The sequence below is a fragment of the Mariniflexile sp. HNIBRBA6329 genome, assembly GCF_043558645.1.
In the GTDB taxonomy this organism is placed as follows: domain Bacteria; phylum Bacteroidota; class Bacteroidia; order Flavobacteriales; family Flavobacteriaceae; genus Mariniflexile.
Map to the genome: position 1 here is coordinate 90170 of NZ_JBIFXS010000012.1, position 16291 is coordinate 106460.

Sequence of the window (16291 nt, forward strand, 5' to 3'; positions counted from 1 at the left end):
TTTTTAAATTGAAAAAACAAAAGTACACATTAAATCCATTTGCATAAATTCTTGTAAAATCGTAACATTACAAAACTAATTCCGCACAATGCAAGACGACAAGAATATTTCCAAAATAGAAATTGAAAACCAAAATATTATTGAAAACATCGAGCTGAACATTTGGGAAGCTTTAATTCCAGTTGTTATTTTAATGTGCATGTTGGCTTACAATATCTTTTTTGTGGAAGGTCAAGAATGGTTTGGAACTTACACCAACCAAATTATTTTACTTCTTGGTGGATTGGTTGCTACAACCCTAGGCCTTTTTAATAAAGTGACTATAGAACGCATGTTACAAGAAATTTGGGAAAACCTAAAAAGTGTTTTTATTCCCATCATGATTTTATTTTTAGTTGGCGCATTGGCAGGTACTTGGTTAATTAGTGGCGTTATTCCCGCTATGGTGTATTATGGTTTACAGGTTTTAAGCCCTACTATATTTTTACCGGCTTCGGTTATTATTTGTGCTGTTATCTCCATTGCTACTGGCAGTTCTTGGACCACATCGGCAACGGTAGGTATTGCACTGGTTGGTATTGGCACCGCTTTAGGAATAAATACCGGCATGATTGCAGGCGCCGTAATTTCTGGAGCTTATTTTGGTGATAAAATGTCGCCTTTAAGCGATACAACCAACTTAGCGCCAGCCATGGCTGGTACCGATTTATTCACACATATCCGATACATGACACTTACAACGATACCCACGCTAGTGGTAACGTTGATTGTTTTTAGCATCATAAGCATGAATATTGAAACATCGGGCAGTGCCGATTTAAGTAACCTACTATCAACCATAAACACAACATTTCACATTTCACCTTGGCTTTTCATAGTGCCTTTAGTGGTGATTGCATTAATTCTTTTGAAAACAAAACCCTTAATTGCTTTGGGTACAGGCGTTTTATTGGCTGCTGTTTTTGCTTTTATATTTCAACCGGAAATTTTAGCACATCTATCCGATTCAAAATTAAAATCCATAACATCCTCTATACTTACCGACACACAAATAACCACTGATAACGAAAAATTAAACGACCTCTTTTCCGCTGGAGGAATGGAAGGCATGTTATGGACCATTTATTTAATTATTTGTGCTATGATTTTTGGAGGTATCATGGACGGTATTGGTGCTTTAGCTAGAATAACCAAAGCCTTACTTTCTGTGGCCACTACCATTTTCGGACTCTTTGCAAGTACCGTAATAAGTTGTTTGGGATTAAATGCCATTGCATCCGATCAATATTTAGCCATTGTAATACCAGGTAAAATGTTTAAAAAAGCTTATGAAGATCGAGATTTAGCTCCTGAAAACTTAAGTAGAACCTTAGAAGATTCAGGTACGGTTACCTCTGTATTAATCCCTTGGAATACCTGTGGCGCTTACCAAAGTGGTGTGTTGGGTGTAGACACGCTTCATTATGCGGGTTATGCCGTCTTTAACTGGTTAAGCCCGTTTACAACATTACTTTTTGCTGCCCTTGGAATAAAAATAAAAGAATTGGCAAAAAAAGTAATTTACTAAACTCATACTATTTCCCAATATTTTGTCAAGTTGATATAATTTGATTATTAATTTTACCAAATTAACAAAAAACGGCCTACAATTTTGAATCCATTTCTAAAGGCTATTACTCTATAAGTTTTATTAATTGACAAACACTTTTAAATGCGAAAACTACGCTTAAATTTGCATCAAATAAATTATTAATTATTAAAATTTAACATATGGCATTTGTAGGAAAAAAATTTCCAAATTTAAGCGTTAACGCAATGAACGATTTAGGCGATACTTTTAAAGTAAACGTTTTAGAAGAAGCAGTTAACAATAAGAAAAAAGTAGTTTTATTTTGGTTCCCAAAAGATTTCACTTTTGTTTGTCCAACAGAGTTGCACGCGTTTCAAGCTGCTTTAGGTGAGTTTGAAAAAAGAAACACTGTAGTTATTGGCGCTTCTTGTGATACTGCTGAAGTTCACTTTGCATGGTTAAGCACTGCAAAAGATAATGGTGGTATAGAAGGTGTTACTTACCCATTATTAGCAGATTCTAACAGAAACCTAGCTTCTACTTTAGGTATTTTAGATATCACAAACGAGCAATACAACGAAGAAACTGGCGTAGTTACTGTTGAAGGTGACAATGTAACTTACAGAGCTACTTATATTATTGACGAAGAAGGTACTGTACAACACGAAAGCATCAACAACATGCCACTTGGTAGAAACGTTAATGAATATTTACGTATCATCGATGCTTTAACGCATGTTCAAGAAAAAGGTGAAGTTTGTCCAGCTAACTGGGAAGAAGGTAAACAAGCAATGCAAGCGAATGCTAAAGGAACTGCTGAGTACTTAAAAGCTCATTTGAATTAAAATAAAACCAAATCTTAAATTCCAAATTCCGATAGTGGTTTTATCCCAATTGGGATTTGGGGTTTTCCTCTCTGGAATCTAAAAAAAATATTATGGTAAAAGAATTAGAACAAGATAACTTAACAGAATTAGTATCAAGTAACGATACGGTAGTTGTTCAGTATTCTGCTAGCTGGTGCGGTAATTGCCGTATTATGAAACCAAAATTCAAAAAGTTAGCAACAGAAAACGAAACCATTACGTTTGTTATGGCCGATGCCGAAAAGTTTCCGGAATCTAGAAAATTAGCAACGGTAGACAACTTACCTACGTTTGCTACTTTTAAAAACGGTGCCTTTGTAAATCAGGTTCAAACAAATAAATTTGAAGTTTTAAAAGAATTAGTTGATGAAGTTACCAGTAATTAAACATTTAACACAATTTATTGAAGACAATGATGAAGATTTTGTAATCGAAACCATTGAAACTTTAGAAGCCTTAACCGAAGTTCCATCGTTAAAAGATGAAGAATTGGATGTTATTGGAGAACTTATTTCCAATATGTATGGCGCTGTCGAAGTAAATAAAATGATAAAAGAAGGTACACCTAAAAAAGAAGCTTTAAATAATTTTATGAGCAGGGTTTTAGGTTCTATTGATAAATAATCAAATTACTTTATATAAAAAAGCCCCTTTTCAGATTAAGAAAAGTGGCTTTTTTATGCTTAAAAATGAGTTTTATGATTGTCCCTAATTTGTAATTACGGGCAATCAATTTTTTTTAATTCAAATCAAACCTATCTAAATTCATAACTTTATTCCAAGCAGTAACAAAATCGTTTACAAATTTTTCTTTTGAATCTTCACAAGCATAAACTTCTGCAAGGGCACGTAACTCAGAATTTGAACCAAAAATTAAATCGGCGCGTGTACCTGTCCATTTAAGTGTTCCCGTTTTTCTATCACGTCCTTCAAAAACTTCATCCGAATCCGATGCTTTTTTCCATTCGGTACCCATACTTAATAAATTCACAAAGAAATCGTTTGTAAGCGTTTCTGGGTTATAAGTAAATACACCATGTTTATCTTGGTTGTAGTTTGCGCCCAATACACGCATACCACCAACCAGAACGGTCATTTCGGGTGCTGTTAAGGTTAGTAATTGGGCCTTATCCACCAACAAGGCTTCGGTTGAAACATCAAATTTTGTTTTTCTATAATTTCTAAAACCATCAGCATAAGGTTCTAAATATTTAAAGGAGTCTACTTCCGTTTGTTCTTGCGAAGCATCCATACGGCCAGGTGTAAATGGCACTTCTATAGGATGTCCTGCGCTTTTAGCAGCTTTTTCAACACCCGCACAACCTGCCAATACGATTAAATCGGCTAAGGATATTTTTTTATCACCTTGGTTGAATCCTTTTTGAATGCCTTCAAGCACGCTTAAAACTTTTGCCAATTGTGGTGGGTTGTTTACTTCCCAGTCCTTTTGCGGCACCAAACGGATACGTGCACCATTAGCGCCCCCTCGTTTATCAGACCCACGAAATGTTGATGCAGACGCCCATGCCGTAGACACCAACTCAGATACGGATAAACCTGAATCCAATATTTTAGTTTTTAACGCTGAAACATCGTTCTTATCTACCAATTTATGGTTTACAGCAGGAATAGGATCTTGCCAAATAAGTTCTTCTTTTGGCACTTCTGGCCCCAAATAGCGTGCTATTGGTCCCATATCACGATGGGTTAATTTATACCAAGCTTTGGAAAAAGCATCCGCAAATTCATCTGGATTTTCATAAAAACGTCTTGATATTTTTTCATATTCAGGGTCAAAACGCAACGATAAATCAGTAGTCAACATCGTTGGACGGTGCTTTTTTGACGCATTGTAAGCATCTGGAATGGTTGCTTCCGCATCTTTGGCAACCCACTGTATAGCTCCAGCAGGGCTTTTGGTTTGTTCCCATTCGTAACCAAATAAATTTTCAAAGAAAAGATTACTCCACTTCGTAGGTGTTTGCGTCCAGATAACTTCAGGACCTCCTGTAATAGTATCGGCACCAGCTCCAGTCCCAAAGCTATTTTTCCAACCAAAACCTTGCTCTTCAATAGATGCTGCTTCTGGTTCTACTCCTACATATTTTCCAGGATCTGCGGCACCATGCGTTTTACCAAAAGTATGCCCACCAGCTATAAGCGCAACAGTTTCTTCATCATCCATTGCCATACGCTTGAATGTTTCTCTAATATCTACAGCAGCCGAAATGGGGTCGCCATTTCCGTTTGGTCCTTCAGGATTCACATAAATTAATCCCATAACCACCGCAGCTAATGGATCTTCCAAATCACGTTCACCTGAATAACGTTTATCTTCTAACCAATTTGTTTCAGAACCCCAATACACATCTTCTTCTGGTTCCCAAACATCTTCTCTACCTCCTGCAAAACCATACGTTTTAAAACCCATGGATTCTAAGGCAACATTACCCGAAAGCACCATCAAATCTGCCCACGATAATTTTTTACCATATTTCTGTTTTATAGGCCATAACAACCTACGTGCTTTATCTAAACTAGCGTTATCTGGCCAACTGTTAAGCGGTGCAAAACGTTGTTGGCCTGCTCCGGCACCACCTCTACCATCACCAATACGATACGTACCTGCACTATGCCATGCCAAACGAATGAACAAGCCACCATAGTGACCAAAATCTGCTGGCCACCAATCTTGTGAATCGGTCATTAAAGCTGTTAAATCTTGTTTTACCGCTTTTAAGTCTAATTTTTTAAACTCTTCTGCATAATTAAAATCATCTCCCATAGGGTTCGTTAAAGATGAGTGTTGACGTAGAATATTCAACTTTAACCTATTGGGCCACCAATCGTGGTTTTTGGTTCCGCCGCCTGATGTCTGCTTTGGAGCTGCTCCCGAAAATGGGCACTTTCCTCCCGATGTACTTGAGTGATTACTGTTTTCCATTATTTAAATTTTTAATATGTTTTTCTGAATACCCTAAAGTTAAGAATTACTATTTAAAAAATATCACAACTCCATTTATATATATTATGTAATAATTGATAAAATTTATTTCAAAAAATTACAAATCCTATAAAAACATAAAAAAGCCACTTCAAATACATGAAGCAGCCTTTTAACAACCTAACCAAACAAATTATGAATTTTTAAGATTTTGGTAACAACACCGTATCAATAACGTGTATTACGCCATTTGACTGATTTACATCGGCAATAGTAACCATAGCTGAATTTCCGTTTTCATCTGTTATATATACATCTTTACCTTTTAACCATGCTGTAATAGTGCCACCACTTACGGTTTTAATGTTGGCTTTTCCGTTTCCATCCTTAATCATTTTTAAAACATCTTTAGCATTCCATTTTCCCGAAACCACATGGTAGGTCAAAACAGTCTGCAAGGTTTTCTTGTTTTCTGGCTTTAATAAATTTTCTACGGTTCCCATAGGTAATTTATCAAAAGCGGAGTTTGTTGGTGCAAATACGGTAAACGGACCTTCACCCATTAAAACATCTACTAATTCGGCAGCTTTAACAGCAGCAACCAAGGTGGTATGGTCTTTAGAGTTTACGGCATTTTCAACAATGTTTTTACTTGGGTACATGGCAGCACCTCCTACCATTTTAGTATCTTCTTTCATCATTTTATTTTGGGCAGTTAAACCTTGACCAACAAAAAGTGTGATTGCAAAAACGGTAGCAGTAAATAGATTTGATTCTTTCATGATTATATTTTTTTATTTGTTTATACCCTACAAACGAATCTTAAAGAAGGACGGTTTTCAAAAATCAATCCTTTAACAAAATATTAACAAATAGCTTAAAAAATTATAACTTCAATCTCAACTTAACAGGTAATAATTACTATTTTTATCCGATAATTTAAAAAACAATACCATGGCAACAGTAACATTAAAAGGAAACAAAATACATACTCTAGGAGAATTACCTAAAGTAGGAACAACCGCACCAGGCTTTGAGCTTGTTAAAACAGATTTATCCACGGTAACTTTAAATGATTATAAGGGTTCTAGGGTGATATTAAACATTTTTCATAGTATAGACACTGGAACTTGCATCGCATCTGCAAGACAATTTAATATTGAAGCAAGTGAATTGGAAAACACTAAAATATTATGTATTTCTAAAGACCTTCCTTTTGCCATGACCCGTTTTTGTGATGCTGAAGGCATTAAAAACCTTGAAATGCTATCTGATTATGTGGATGGTCAATTTGGAAAAGATTATAATTTGCTTTATACGGATGGTGCAATAAAAGGCCTGCTATCCCGTGCTATTATTATTTTAGATGAAAACGGCAAAATAATATATACAGAACAAGTAGAAGAAGTAAGTGAAGAACCAAACTATAAAGCGGCGTTAGAGGCTCTGCACGCTTAATCCATTATTATAAATGAAAAAAGAATCTTTCGTTGTTAACCGAATAAGAAGTATAGGTTATGCCTTTAAAGGGGCTATCATTCTTTTAAAGAAGGAAGCCAGTGTAAAGGTTCAATTTACAATGGCGCTGTTGGTTACAGCCGCAGGATTCTTTTTTAACATTTCTTCAACCGAATGGACCATTCAACTTTTAGCCATTGGAATGGTTATGAGTATGGAAGGCATCAACACTGCTGTTGAAGAAATAGCTAATTTTATTCATCCTGAACATCACAATAAAATTGGTTTAATAAAAGATATTGCAGCAGGTGCAGTGTTTTTTGCTTCTATTTTTGCCATTATTATTGGACTTATTATTTATATTCCTAAGTTGTAATTCATTTAAAAAAACGAATGAATATAATTGAAACCCAAAAACATCCATTAAAATTCTATGCTACATTAGCATTTGGATTTCTTTTTTTATTTGCATTAGGTTCATTCATGATTTTTATTGGTTTAGATAATGAATCAAATGAACAAGCTGAAAGCAAACATATTATTATGCCAATTTTTGGTAGTTTAGTTTGTCTTTTAGCGATTTGGATGGTCTATTCATATTGGAAAAATTCACCAAAAATTACTATTGACAAGAATAATTTAAAAATTGGAAATGGGACATTTAGATTAAGCAGTATTAAAGACGTAATATTAACAGGCAAAATGCCTTTTCGCTTTATAATAAACTTTCCAATGGAAGGAATGGCAATTTTATTTAAAGATGGTAGGGATAAAATTTTGTTCGATGATATGTATGCGAATAGTTACGAAGTGAAATCATTTCTTGAACAAGTTATTATTAACAAGCAAGAATTTAAAATAAACACACCTAAGAAAGTTAACAGTAGTGAATTTCGATTTGAAAACACAGAAGTATTTAAAGGAAATCAGTTGACAAGTTTGAGGGGAATTTCGCTTTGGGGACTAATAGGATTTTTTACTATTCTATTCATTGGCAAAGAAACAAGTATGAAATTAGGAGGTGTAATATTTTTTAGTCTTTTTGGTACTTTTTGGTTTATATTGCATTCTTGGTTAATGCACTATTTTGAACTAACAAAAAATTTCTTAATAATTCGCAATCACATTTTTATTTGGAAAATGAAAGTTTATAGTTTTTCTGATATAAAAGAGGTTGTTTTCGAAACACAAGGAAAACAACCAAACTGTATTAGAGTTATAACAAATGATTTTAGAAATAAACTTTATCCAGCAGGAACATTAAGAGACAAAACTTGGTTGGAAATGAAAAAGAGATTAGAAACGAAAGGAGTGAAAGTAAGAAATGAATGTATTTTCGAATAAACGAGGAACAACAATGACAAGTAATTGCTTCTACACTCCTACTTCTGAAAATCCTTTCGGATTATCAGCTTGGTATGTACTTGCAAAGTTAAGTGCTAACCCACGCTACTACTCATAGCCGAGACGATATGTGCAATATAAAAACTAAATGAAATTTAAAATTACATTAATTTTTTTGATATTTTTCTCTTGTAAAATTGAGGAATCCGACTTGGTTGATAATGCAAGATTTGAATTTGAAAATATCATTTTTGATAGCAGACTTGACCACTTAAATTTTAATGGACCAGAAATTAAAGAACGAGTTGAAGATTTTCCAAAAGATTCTGATTTTAAAATTTATTCTTGGTGGACAAAAAAAGGAAATGACACTTTACGGATTTATGCCGTAGTTCATAAACAGCTAAAGAAAAAAACAGATATTCATTTTTCAAAGAACTATACGAAATTATATAATAAATTCACAAAATAAAGACTACACAACACACTATATAAACCATTTTTTTAATACTATAACTTATAAATTAAACGTTAGTAATTTGTATTTTTGTTTAAACTAACAGCGCATTAATGGCGAAGAAAAAAAACGACACCAACAAATCTCCTAGAAAACAATTTAAAATGCCAAGTTTTAAGTTGTCCAATCAGCAAAAGCTGGTTTTTGGCAGCTTTTTAGTCATATTTGGGTTCATCCTTTTTATGGCATTTCTTTCATTCTTTTTTACTGGTGAAGCCGATCAAAGCGGTGTCTCCGATTTTGCATCACGCGATGTAAAAACCGAAAATTGGGTAAGCAAATCCGGAGCTTGGTTAAGCGACTTTTTTATTCAACGCGGCTTTGGTGTATCCTCCTTTATAATTGCTGGACTTATATTTCTGTCTGGTATTTATGTGTTAATGAATCTTAGCAAGGCCAAACTGAGAACACATTGGTTTTGGGGTATGCTTATTGTTATTTGGCTATCCATATTATTTGGTTTTTTTGGAAATTCTTATGGTATTCTTGGGGGCACCATTGGTTTTGAAGTGAATATGTACCTTCAAGATTATATAGGTAAAATAGGCACATCACTCCTACTTCTATTTGGTTTAATTACCTATTTAGCAGTTCGATTTAAACTTACTTTCGAAAACATTGCTAACATATTCAAATCTGCTAAAAGCAATATTAAAGACGATTTCAATAATCCGGATGACGAACCTATTGTGGCTTTCGACAACAACCTATCGGAAGAAGCAGCAGCCATAAAATCTGCTTTCGATATCACATTAGAAAACAAAGAACCTGTTGTAGAAAAGGTAACCAAACCTGTTGTTGAAGCGGCGCCGTTGGTTGTAAAAACACCTGTGAAAGAAGAAATTGAAGAAGATAATATAGAAATTGAAGTTGAAAAGGTAGCCGAGGAACAATCGGAAAGCGACAATTTATCCAATAAATTGGTGGAAGATTTTGGACAATTCGACCCGACTTTAGAATTGTCAAAATACCAATTTCCACCGTTAGATCTTCTTAAAAAATATGATTCTGAAGGCATTACCATCAACCAAGAAGAATTAGAAGAAAATAAAAATAGAATTGTAGATACCCTAAAAAACTACAATATTGGCATTGCCAGTATAAAAGCTACTATTGGGCCAACAGTAACACTTTATGAAATTGTGCCAGATGCTGGTATTCGTATTTCAAAAATTAAAAATCTAGAAGACGATATTGCGTTATCGCTTTCTGCACTTGGTATTCGTATTATTGCGCCCATTCCTGGGAAAGGTACTATTGGTATTGAGGTGCCCAATAAAAATTCTACCATCGTATCGATGCGTTCTGTAATTGCTTCTAAAAAGTTTCAAACGTCCGATATGCAATTACCTATAGCCTTAGGTAAAACCATTAGCAACGAAACTTTTGTGGTAGATTTGGCTAAAATGCCCCACTTACTTATGGCAGGTGCTACAGGACAAGGTAAATCGGTAGGATTGAATGCCGTTTTAACTTCATTACTTTATAAAAAACATCCTGCTGAGGTTAAGTTTGTTTTAGTAGACCCGAAAAAAGTGGAGTTAACCCTTTTTAATAAAATTGAACGCCACTATTTAGCAAAATTACCCGATAGTGAAGATGCTATTATTACTGATAACAACAAAGTAATCAATACATTAAATTCACTTTGTATTGAAATGGATAACCGCTACGAGTTGTTAAAAAATGCACTTTGTAGAAACATTGCCGAGTACAACGTTAAGTTTAAAGCACGTAAGTTAAACCCTAACGACGGCCACCAATTTTTACCTTATATTGTTTTGGTGGTTGACGAGTTTGCCGATTTAATTATGACTGCCGGTAAAGAGGTAGAAACACCTATTGCCCGATTAGCTCAATTGGCACGTGCTATTGGTATCCATTTGATTATTGCTACACAACGCCCGTCAGTTAACGTAATAACCGGTATTATTAAAGCCAACTTCCCAGCGCGTATTGCATTTAGGGTAACTTCCAAAATTGATTCTAGAACTATTTTAGATGGCTCAGGTGCCGACCAACTTATAGGTCGTGGTGATATGCTTTTTACACAAGGAAACGATTTAATTCGTGTACAATGTGCCTTTGTTGACACCCCTGAAGTTGAAAAAATAACCGACTATATTGGTTCCCAAAAAGCCTATCCAGATGCTTATTTGTTGCCTGAATATGTTGGTGAGGAAAGTGGCACAAGTCTTGATATAGACATAGAAGACCGCGATAAATTATTTAGAGAAGCTGCTGAAGTTATAGTGACAGCACAACAAGGTTCTGCTTCTTTACTGCAACGAAAATTAAAATTAGGCTACAATAGAGCCGGCAGGTTAATAGACCAATTAGAAGCTGCGGGTATTGTTGGGCCGTTTGAAGGCAGTAAAGCCAGACAAGTACTAATAACCGACCTAACAGCTTTAGACAAACATCTAGAAAATGAAACTTTATAACAAAAACAAAATGAGAATTAAAAACATCATATTAGCATTAGTAATAACAACATCACTTACCGGTTTTGCTCAAAACAAAGCCAAAACACTATTAAATCAAGTATCCCAAAAAGTAAAAAGTTATAACAATATTTCTATTGAATTTAAATATGTTTTAGAAAATACTGCCGAAAAAATAAAACAAGAAACCAAAGGCGATGTTATCATGCAAGGCGAAAAGTATAAACTAAACATCCTTGGTGTTACACGTCTTTTTGATGGTAAAAAACTGTACAGCATTAGTAGTGAAGATGAAGAAGTAACCATTTCTACTGAAACAAACGACGAAGAAGGCGCTATAACCCCTAGTAAAATGTTATCTTTTTATGAAGATGGTTATACCTATGCTATGGACTTAGAGCAAAATATAAACGGTAGAAAAATACAGTTGGTAAAACTAACTCCAATAGACTCAAAATCTGAGATAAAATACATTCTTTTAGGTGTTGATGTTCAAACAAAACACATTTATAATTTAATGCAAATTGGTAAAAACGGTACAAAAACAACCCTTACCGTTAATTCTTTCAAAACAAATGAGCCTTTATCAAAAAGCTTATTTACCTTTGACGCCAATAAATACAAAGATTACTACATTAACAAACTTTAATTAAGTTGGTTAAAATTTCAAATAAGGTAGTAATTATATTATTGAAATTTAAAGGGTGAAAATACTAGACCGATACATACTAACCACTTACCTTAAAACTTTTTTCAGCGTGTTTATCATACTCATGCTGATTTTTGTTTTACAAACCATTTGGCTATACATTAGAGAGCTCTCAGGAAAAGATTTAGACATAGGTGTCATCTTTAAGTTTTTGTTTTATTTCATGCCTAAACTTATACCGTTAGTATTACCGCTAACCATCCTTTTGGCATCTATTATGGTATTTGGTAGTTTTGCTGAAAACTACGAGTTTGCTGCCATGAAATCTACAGGTATTTCACTTCAACGTGCTATGTCGGGACTTAGTATTTTCATAGTCATATTGGGTATCGTTACCTTTTTCTTTTCCAATAACGTGATTCCTTGGGCAGAATTAAAATCTTTTAACCTTAGAACCAACATAGCAAAATCCAAACCTGCCATGTTACTTGCCAAAGGACAATTTAATGAAATTCAAGGAACCGATTATAATATTAAATTTGATAATAAACATGGTGATCAAGACCAATATTTAGATAACGTAACCATACACGTAAGAGGCAACGACGGAAGAACAAATGCTACCACTATTAAGGCTAAAAGCGGAGAACTTGCCAGTGAAGAAAACTCCAATGTCTTAAAGCTTATCCTATTTGATGGCAATTATTATACCGATATTAATCCAAACAGTATAAAATCCAGAAACAAAAAACCCTTTGCTAAAAGTACTTTCGAAAAATACACGATAAACATCGATTTATCCCAAATGAACAACGTTGATTTTGATGAACAATCACAAACCGATAAATACAACATGCTAAATGTTGTTGGTTTGCACAAAACCATCGATTCTTTGTCTAAAAAAGAAATTACTACAAAAGAAATTCAAGCTAAAAATTTATTTCAACGTTCCAACGTCATACCATATAAAAAAATAGGAAACCAAGTAACCACCGATTCCACATACTTAGAACCTATTTTAGATGTGCTAAACACAAAGCAAAAACTAGAAGTAGTTGATGCTTCATTAAAAACAATGTCCAGCACAAAACAGCTTATTGTTACCAATCAAGCTACTGGAAAACTTTCTAAAGAATGGCTCAATAAACACATCATTTCTCTGCATGAAAAGTTTGCTTTAGGTTTTGCCTGTATAATCCTGTTTTTTGTGGGTGCTCCTCTTGGTGCCTTAATACGTAAAGGAGGTATTGGACTGCCCATGGTTATTGCTATTGTGCTATTTTTAACCTACCACTTTATTGGTATTTTTGCCACAAACAGTGCAAAAACCGGAAGTTTCAACCCCGTATTGGCAGCTTGGTTTTCAACACTTATTATGCTGCCACTTGGTATCTTTTTAACTAGACGTGCAACTGCAGATAAAGGATTGTTTGATTTTGATGGTCTTATTGAGCCCATTAAAAAAGTATTCAACATAAAAGAGAAAGATGATGTTGATTATAAGTTTCTCTCATCTTATAAAAATGAAAGGCTGCTAGATGTTATCAATAACTACGAAACCCTTGGTCTTTCTGAAGATTGTCGTTATGAAGCCATAAACATATTAAACGAACGTGGTATAAGCACCAACCAATTGCGTGAAGAAGGTTTGCATATAAATACCAATTATAGTGATTCTGAGTTTATAACAAAGAACTATAGAGACCATTCAAAGTTTGCCATAACTCTGTATGGCATTGGTATTGTTTTGCTTGTTCTCCACTTTGTTTTTAAGAATAACAAAATGCCTTCGTTAGCTTCAGCTTCTATACAACTTAGTATCGTATCACTCGCCCTATACTTAATTTACTATGTGAAATCACTGATTAACTCGTTCCATTTTTACAACCACATCAACAAAATTGAGAAAAAGCCGAACCTATTTCTCATAATGACAGGAATCCCTTTATATTTTATTGCACACCTATTCCTAAACGATAAAATGAGCAAAGACTTAAAGCAAAATTGTTTAGAATCTTTAAAATAAGCAATATCTTTGCACAATGATTAATGATACCATGACACAAAATACAAATACCGAGATTAAACTTGATACCATTCACGATGCTATTGAAGCCATTAGAAATGGTGAAGTTATTATAGTTGTAGATGATGAAAACCGTGAAAATGAAGGTGATTTTGTAGCTGCTGCCGATAAAGTAACGCCTGAAATGATAAACTTTATGGCTACCAAAGGTAGAGGCTTAATATGTGCCCCACTTACCGAAACCCGCTGTAAAGAATTGGAATTAGGCATGATGGTACGCAATAATACCGACCACATGGAAACAGCCTTTACAGTTTCGGTAGATTTAAGAGGGCAAGGTGTATCAACAGGAATTTCGGCCAGTGATAGAGCTAAAACCGTAAAAGCATTAACAGATCCAAATATCAAATCATTCGATTTAGCTAGACCAGGACATATTTTCCCTCTAGTTGCCAAAGAAGGTGGTGTATTAAGACGTACAGGACACACTGAAGCTGCCATAGATTTTGCAAGACTTGCTGGTTTAAAACCTGCGGGTGTTATTGTGGAAATTATGAATGAAGATGGTACCATGGCGCGTTTACCAGAACTGATGAAAGTTGCCAAAAAATTGAACATGAAAATAGTTTCTATTGAAGATTTAGTAGCTTACAGAATGCAACACGACTCTTTGATTGAGAAAAAAGAAGATTTTGAAATCGAAACCCGTTTTGGAAGATTTAGATTAAGGGCTTACAAACAAACCACTAATAATCAAATACATATAGCCTTAACAAAAGGTACTTGGAAAGATAATGAAGAGGTGCTTACCAGAATAAACTCCACTTTAATAAACAATGATATTTTAGGTACACTAACCAATAATGTTGATGCCCAATTAGATAATATGTTTAAGGTGATTAATAGCGAAGGTAAAGGTGCTATCATCTTTATTAATCAAGAAACACAATCTATGAACATATTAAGCAGATTAGCTGTTTTAAAAGAAAACCAACAACCGAATACCGTATACAAAGCTCCAAAAGTAGATATGGATGCGCGCGATTTTGGTATTGGTGCACAAATATTACACGATTTAAACATACACAAACTGCGTTTAATTTCTAATACCGAACAAACCAAACGTGTTGGTCTTATTGGTTATGGCTTAGAAATAGTAGATTATGTAAAATACTAATCAATAACCTCAAAAGTTTTTAATAAGCCCTTAGATTTTGCATTAGGCACTTCTGCAACTAATGCATAATTCCCTAGCTTTAAATCAACCTCAAAATAACCAACACTTCCTTCATTGTCATCATTATAACCGCCCATAAAAGTTAAGCCAGCTGGAACAGGTGTAATAAATCCTTTTGGATCGTACCAAACCATCCAAGCTTCCAGTTTATCCATATTTGAATTTTCACTCAACTTAACAAGATGAACATCGGTGGTTGCAAAATTTTCGTGAAGTTTCTGACTTTCAATGTTGACCATAAACGTATGCTTGCCAGTTCTAATATCTGGATTATAATGGAATCCATCTTCTTTGATAGTAATAGTATCTGAAGCTATTGGAGGCTTTTGCTCACTTTTAGCCACTGTAACATAGACCTCTTTAACCATACCCATAGTGGAATGAAATTTTCCGTTAGGCATCTTAACATAACATTCAACACTATGAAGACCAGGTTCTAAGTAAAGGGTAGAAATTGCTGATGATTTAGGTGCAATTAATCCTGAACCGCCACTAGGAACCGCTTTGCTAAACCACTCTGGCATTTTTCCAAAAGCCGCAAATCCTTCTTCTGGTTTACCGGCATTAATTAAATCCATACCTTCCTCAAAAACAGGATCGGCCTCTTCAATAAAATTCTTTATAGTTATACCTTCTGGGAGTTTTACAAATCTAAAAAAATGGGTTTCGTTAGCCAGATTATCATATTTAAAGGTATTCCAACCAGAAGCAATAGTGTCTTGCATTTGAAATTCCATACTTCGGGTTACAATATTTATAACTTTTAAGGGATTTTTAATTTCTGTTGTTTCTTCAACAGCTTCGGCTTTTTTTTCGTTTTTACAGTTAAAAAAGAAAACAGAACTTACTATTAAAATAAGTATTATTATTATTTTGTTATCCATAGTTTAAAAAATTTATTTGGTTAATCGCATTAATTATAATTGTATCATTCAATAATCATTTTTCGTGTTGTATTTTTATTATCATATAAAATTTTTAAAATGTATATTCCTGATTGGAATTATCTTACATGTATTTGATTGATTGCGGCACTTTAAAATACTAGTTTCCCTAAAATATCATACATTTTTACAGATTCAATTTGCCTTACCGTTGAAATATTTAAAGTGTTTGAAACTGGGTTGGGATAAATTTTCACCTTATCTTGAAAGTGGAGTTTGAAGCACCTCCTACAGCTTGAACACTAATCATAAGAACACTTATTAACAGTATATTTTTTTTTCATGATTAAAA

At 34.1% G+C, this 16291-nt stretch carries 16 protein-coding genes and 1 pseudogene; 12 read left to right on the forward strand and 5 right to left on the reverse strand.

Annotation, left to right across the window (positions count from 1 at the left end):
* Positions 1–88 precede the first annotated feature (88 nt).
* The 4 genes from nhaC to ACGK9U_RS12950 all read left to right on the forward strand — a co-directional run bounded on the left by nhaC (position 89) and on the right by ACGK9U_RS12950 (position 3060).
* Positions 89–1567: a Na+/H+ antiporter NhaC gene (nhaC, locus tag ACGK9U_RS12935; RefSeq protein ID WP_394466804.1), complete on the forward strand. Its 1479-nt coding sequence runs from the start codon at positions 89–91 to the stop codon at positions 1565–1567.
* Between the two features lie 203 nt (positions 1568–1770).
* Complete coding sequence (locus tag ACGK9U_RS12940) at positions 1771–2415, forward strand: peroxiredoxin (RefSeq protein WP_394466805.1); 645 nt, start codon at positions 1771–1773, stop codon at positions 2413–2415.
* Between the two features lie 92 nt (positions 2416–2507).
* Positions 2508–2822 carry a thioredoxin family protein gene (locus ACGK9U_RS12945; protein WP_394466806.1) on the forward strand — a complete coding sequence of 105 codons (315 nt, stop codon included), beginning with the start codon at positions 2508–2510 and terminating at the stop codon, positions 2820–2822.
* Positions 2803–3060, forward strand: a complete 258-nt coding sequence (locus ACGK9U_RS12950) for a DUF6952 family protein (protein WP_394466807.1) — start codon at positions 2803–2805, stop codon at positions 3058–3060. Before ACGK9U_RS12945 ends, ACGK9U_RS12950 begins: the two co-directional genes overlap by 20 nt.
* A 115-nt stretch (positions 3061–3175) precedes the next feature.
* Here the strand turns inward: ACGK9U_RS12950 and katG are convergent, their stop codons facing one another.
* Both katG and ACGK9U_RS12960 read right to left on the reverse strand, forming a co-directional pair.
* Complete coding sequence (gene katG / locus ACGK9U_RS12955) at positions 3176–5380, reverse strand: catalase/peroxidase HPI (RefSeq protein ID WP_394466808.1); 2205 nt, start codon at positions 5378–5380, stop codon at positions 3176–3178.
* Between the two features lie 203 nt (positions 5381–5583).
* A complete protein-coding gene (locus ACGK9U_RS12960) occupies positions 5584–6162 on the reverse strand; it encodes a fasciclin domain-containing protein (RefSeq protein WP_394466809.1) in 579 nt (192 codons plus the stop codon).
* Positions 6163–6334: 172 nt separating this feature from the next.
* On the opposite strand from ACGK9U_RS12960, the gene tpx reads away from it, so the two are divergent.
* The 8 genes from tpx to ribB all read left to right on the forward strand — a co-directional run bounded on the left by tpx (position 6335) and on the right by ribB (position 14995).
* Positions 6335–6838, forward strand: coding sequence for a thiol peroxidase (gene tpx, locus ACGK9U_RS12965; protein ID WP_394466810.1), 504 nt, complete (start codon positions 6335–6337; stop codon positions 6836–6838).
* 13 nt (positions 6839–6851) lie between these two features.
* Positions 6852–7214 carry a diacylglycerol kinase family protein gene (locus tag ACGK9U_RS12970; RefSeq protein WP_394466811.1) on the forward strand — a complete coding sequence of 121 codons (363 nt, stop codon included), beginning with the start codon at positions 6852–6854 and terminating at the stop codon, positions 7212–7214.
* Positions 7215–7231: 17 nt separating this feature from the next.
* A complete protein-coding gene (locus tag ACGK9U_RS12975) occupies positions 7232–8182 on the forward strand; it encodes a hypothetical protein (protein ID WP_394466812.1) in 951 nt (316 codons plus the stop codon).
* A 148-nt stretch (positions 8183–8330) separates the two neighbouring features.
* Positions 8331–8654 carry a hypothetical protein gene (locus tag ACGK9U_RS12980; protein ID WP_394466813.1) on the forward strand — a complete coding sequence of 108 codons (324 nt, stop codon included), beginning with the start codon at positions 8331–8333 and terminating at the stop codon, positions 8652–8654.
* Positions 8655–8752: 98 nt separating this feature from the next.
* Positions 8753–11143 (forward strand): DNA translocase FtsK, encoded by a 2391-nt coding sequence (locus ACGK9U_RS12985; RefSeq protein ID WP_394466814.1) that lies wholly within the window; start codon positions 8753–8755, stop codon positions 11141–11143.
* A gap of 10 nt (positions 11144–11153) precedes the next feature.
* On the forward strand, positions 11154–11792 hold the full coding sequence (locus ACGK9U_RS12990) for an outer membrane lipoprotein carrier protein LolA (protein WP_394466825.1): 639 nt from the start codon (positions 11154–11156) through the stop codon (positions 11790–11792).
* 55 nt (positions 11793–11847) lie between these two features.
* Positions 11848–13818: an LptF/LptG family permease gene (locus ACGK9U_RS12995; RefSeq protein ID WP_394466815.1), complete on the forward strand. Its 1971-nt coding sequence runs from the start codon at positions 11848–11850 to the stop codon at positions 13816–13818.
* 16 nt (positions 13819–13834) lie between these two features.
* A complete protein-coding gene (ribB, locus tag ACGK9U_RS13000; protein WP_394466816.1) occupies positions 13835–14995 on the forward strand; it encodes a 3,4-dihydroxy-2-butanone-4-phosphate synthase in 1161 nt (386 codons plus the stop codon).
* Here the strand turns inward: ribB and ACGK9U_RS13005 are convergent.
* The 3 genes and pseudogenes from ACGK9U_RS13005 to ACGK9U_RS13015 form a co-directional block, all read right to left on the reverse strand.
* A complete protein-coding gene (locus tag ACGK9U_RS13005) occupies positions 14992–15939 on the reverse strand; it encodes a hypothetical protein (RefSeq protein ID WP_394466817.1) in 948 nt (315 codons plus the stop codon). The genes ribB and ACGK9U_RS13005 overlap by 4 nt on opposite strands.
* A 44-nt stretch (positions 15940–15983) precedes the next feature.
* A pseudogene (locus ACGK9U_RS13010) lies at positions 15984–16049 on the reverse strand (hypothetical protein); the annotation flags it as partial.
* 42 nt (positions 16050–16091) lie between these two features.
* A complete protein-coding gene (locus ACGK9U_RS13015; protein ID WP_394466818.1) occupies positions 16092–16196 on the reverse strand; it encodes a T9SS type A sorting domain-containing protein in 105 nt (34 codons plus the stop codon).
* Positions 16197–16291 lie beyond the last annotated feature (95 nt).

Bases quoted from the DNA above. Each gene is read 5' to 3' on its own strand.
- ACGK9U_RS12990 (WP_394466825.1), top strand. From the start codon at position 11,154: ATGAGAATTAAAAACATCATATTAGCATTAGTAATAACAACATCACTT.
- ACGK9U_RS12945 (WP_394466806.1), top strand. From the start codon at position 2,508: ATGGTAAAAGAATTAGAACAAGATAACTTAACAGAATTAGTATCAAGT.
- ribB (WP_394466816.1), top strand. From the start codon at position 13,835: ATGATTAATGATACCATGACACAAAATACAAATACCGAGATTAAACTT.
- katG (WP_394466808.1), bottom strand. From the start codon at position 5,380: ATGGAAAACAGTAATCACTCAAGTACATCGGGAGGAAAGTGCCCATTT.
- ACGK9U_RS12940 (WP_394466805.1), top strand. From the start codon at position 1,771: ATGGCATTTGTAGGAAAAAAATTTCCAAATTTAAGCGTTAACGCAATG.
- tpx (WP_394466810.1), top strand. From the start codon at position 6,335: ATGGCAACAGTAACATTAAAAGGAAACAAAATACATACTCTAGGAGAA.
- ACGK9U_RS12985 (WP_394466814.1), top strand. From the start codon at position 8,753: ATGGCGAAGAAAAAAAACGACACCAACAAATCTCCTAGAAAACAATTT.
- ACGK9U_RS12970 (WP_394466811.1), top strand. From the start codon at position 6,852: ATGAAAAAAGAATCTTTCGTTGTTAACCGAATAAGAAGTATAGGTTAT.
- ACGK9U_RS12980 (WP_394466813.1), top strand. From the start codon at position 8,331: ATGAAATTTAAAATTACATTAATTTTTTTGATATTTTTCTCTTGTAAA.
- ACGK9U_RS12950 (WP_394466807.1), top strand. From the start codon at position 2,803: ATGAAGTTACCAGTAATTAAACATTTAACACAATTTATTGAAGACAAT.
- ACGK9U_RS13005 (WP_394466817.1), bottom strand. From the start codon at position 15,939: ATGGATAACAAAATAATAATAATACTTATTTTAATAGTAAGTTCTGTT.
- nhaC (WP_394466804.1), top strand. From the start codon at position 89: ATGCAAGACGACAAGAATATTTCCAAAATAGAAATTGAAAACCAAAAT.
- ACGK9U_RS12975 (WP_394466812.1), top strand. From the start codon at position 7,232: ATGAATATAATTGAAACCCAAAAACATCCATTAAAATTCTATGCTACA.
- ACGK9U_RS12960 (WP_394466809.1), bottom strand. From the start codon at position 6,162: ATGAAAGAATCAAATCTATTTACTGCTACCGTTTTTGCAATCACACTT.